This window comes from Bacillus sp. LR_5, from assembly GCF_042709275.1.
This window is the reverse complement of sequence record NZ_JAVAXX010000517.1, coordinates 1-2,308: the sequence shown is the minus strand read 5'-3', so window position 1 is coordinate 2,308 and position 2,308 is coordinate 1. Positions and strand designations below refer to the sequence as shown.

Here is a 2,308-nt window from a genome sequence, read left to right as displayed (position 1 = left end):
GAGACTTACTTTTCCGACATATCTTTGAGGGTTTGAAGCGCTTCGGCTACATGGTCCTTTACTTTTACTTTTCTCCATTCTTTAATGAGCCAGCCTTCTTTATCAATTAAAAAAGTGGAACGCTCGATTCCCATATACTCTTTTCCGAAGTTTTTCTTCAGCTTCCACACATCAAACGCTTCCGCCAGCTCATGCTCGTCATCTACAAGAAGCAGAAATGGCAGGTTATGCTTCTCTTTAAATTTTCCGTGTTTTTCCTGGCTGTCCGGGCTGACGCCAATAATGACGGCATCCAGTTCGGCGAAGCTTTCGTGACTGTCCCGAAAATCGCATGCTTCAGTTGTACATCCCGGTGTCATGTCCTTTGGATAAAAATAAAGCACGATGTACTTTCCTTTATAATCCGATAATTTTACTGTTTCCCCATGATCGCCTTTTAACTCAAGATCAGGCGCTTTTTGTCCGATTTCTATAGTCATTACGTTACCTCCGGAGTTTTTTTATTAAGCGTATCCAATTCTTGTCCAGATTACAACCATCTCAGCTGAATCTGAAGCCCGAAGCCATTGTTCTTGTTCGGAAGCATGCTACAATAGAAAGGACGCATGGAGATATAGGAGGTTTTTATTCTTGCATACAAAATCAATTGAACTTCACAATGAGGCATTACAGCACATTGTCGGCGGTGTAAACAGCCCGTCTAGATCATATAAAGCAGTCGGCGGCGGTTCTCCTGTTGCAATGGAGAAAGCAAGCGGCGCTTATTTTTGGGATGTGGACGGCAACAAATACATCGATTATTTAGCAGCGTACGGTCCGATTATTACAGGACATGCCCACCCGCATATTACAGAAGCGATTAAAAAAGCGGCAGAGAACGGTGTATTGTATGGAACACCAACGAAACACGAGGTTACATTTGCAAAAATGCTCAAAGAAGCCATTCCCGCTATGGACAAAGTAAGATTCGTCAATTCGGGTACAGAAGCCGTTATGACGACCATCCGCGTGGCTCGCGCATATACAGGCCGGACAAAAATCATTAAATTTGCGGGCTGCTATCACGGGCATTCGGACCTTGTGCTTGTCGCCGCAGGCTCCGGCCCGTCTACTCTCGGCACACCAGACTCAGCCGGTGTACCGAAAAGCATTGCAAACGAAGTGATCACAGTACCATTTAATGATATCGATAGCTATAAAGCGGCTCTTGATAAATGGGGCAGTGAAATCGCGGCGGTTCTCGTTGAACCGATTGTCGGCAACTTCGGTATCGTGGAGCCGAAAGAGGGCTTCTTAGAAAAAGTAAATGAATTGACACATAATGCAGGCGCTCTCGTTATTTACGATGAAGTCATTACGGCTTTCCGCTTTATGTATGGCGGCGCGCAGGATCTCTTACAGGTGAAACCAGATTTAACAGCACTCGGGAAAATTATCGGCGGCGGACTTCCGATTGGCGCCTATGGCGGCAAACAAGAAATCATGGAGCAGGTAGCTCCGCTAGGGCCTGCTTATCAGGCAGGAACAATGGCAGGGAACCCCGCTTCCATCCTATCAGGCATCGCTTGTCTGGAAGTGCTCAAAGAAAAAGGCGTGTATGAAAAGCTTGATCATCTTGGCGCTATGCTTGAGGAAGGTATTTTGAAGCACGCAGATACACACGGCATCACCATTACGGTCAACCGGTTAAAAGGTGCGCTCACGGTATACTTCTCTGATGAGAAAGTGGAAAATTACGAGCAGGCTGAACGGAGTGACGGAGAAACATTCGCTACGTTTTTCAAGCTGATGCTGGAACGCGGAATTAATTTAGCACCTTCTAAGTATGAAGCTTGGTTTATTACCACAGCACATACAGAGCAGGATATTAAAGACACGCTTACAGCGGTCGAGGATGCATTTAAACATCTAAAAAACTAGAATCAAATACCTTGAACAGGAGCTTTGAGCTCCTGTTTTTTTTATGGAATCAAACAACGTGTAAGATTTTGGTCTTTTTCTAGAAAAATAGCTTGAATATTTGTATCGATCCCTGTATATTACTTAATTGTTTAGCAAATAAACTAACCGGGAATTTTAAGGATTAGCCCATTTGCTATGTCACACAATTTACTATAGAAAGGAATGCACGCACAAACCAATGAAACTTGGTGCCCGCATTTTCAAAACCGGGATTGCGATTACACTTGCCCTTTATTTGGCTTCGTGGATCGGGCTTCCCGCGCCGATTTTCGCTGGAATTGCAGCGATATTTGCGATCCAGCCGTCGATTTACCGCTCTTTTCTCATTATTATTGACCAGGTTCAA

The 2,308-nt window shown here is 44.6% G+C and carries 3 protein-coding genes; 2 read left to right on the top strand and 1 reads right to left on the bottom strand.

The window, feature by feature from the left end; genetic code table 11:
* Window positions 1-5: 5 nt before the first annotated feature.
* The gene (gene bcp / locus RAC86_RS37895; protein WP_377886879.1) at window positions 6-479 is read right to left on the bottom strand and encodes a thioredoxin-dependent thiol peroxidase; all 474 of its coding nucleotides are present in this window, start codon (window positions 477-479) and stop codon (window positions 6-8) included.
* Window positions 480-630: 151 nt separating this feature from the next.
* On the opposite strand from bcp, the gene RAC86_RS37890 reads away from it, so the two are divergent.
* Together RAC86_RS37890 and RAC86_RS37885 are read left to right on the top strand one after the other, a co-directional pair.
* Window positions 631-1,920: a glutamate-1-semialdehyde 2,1-aminomutase gene (locus RAC86_RS37890; RefSeq protein ID WP_377886878.1), complete on the top strand. Its 1,290-nt coding sequence runs from the start codon at window positions 631-633 to the stop codon at window positions 1,918-1,920.
* A 220-nt stretch (window positions 1,921-2,140) separates the two neighbouring features.
* On the top strand, window positions 2,141-2,308 hold a 168-nt coding region (locus RAC86_RS37885; protein ID WP_377886694.1), incomplete at its 3' end, for an aromatic acid exporter family protein.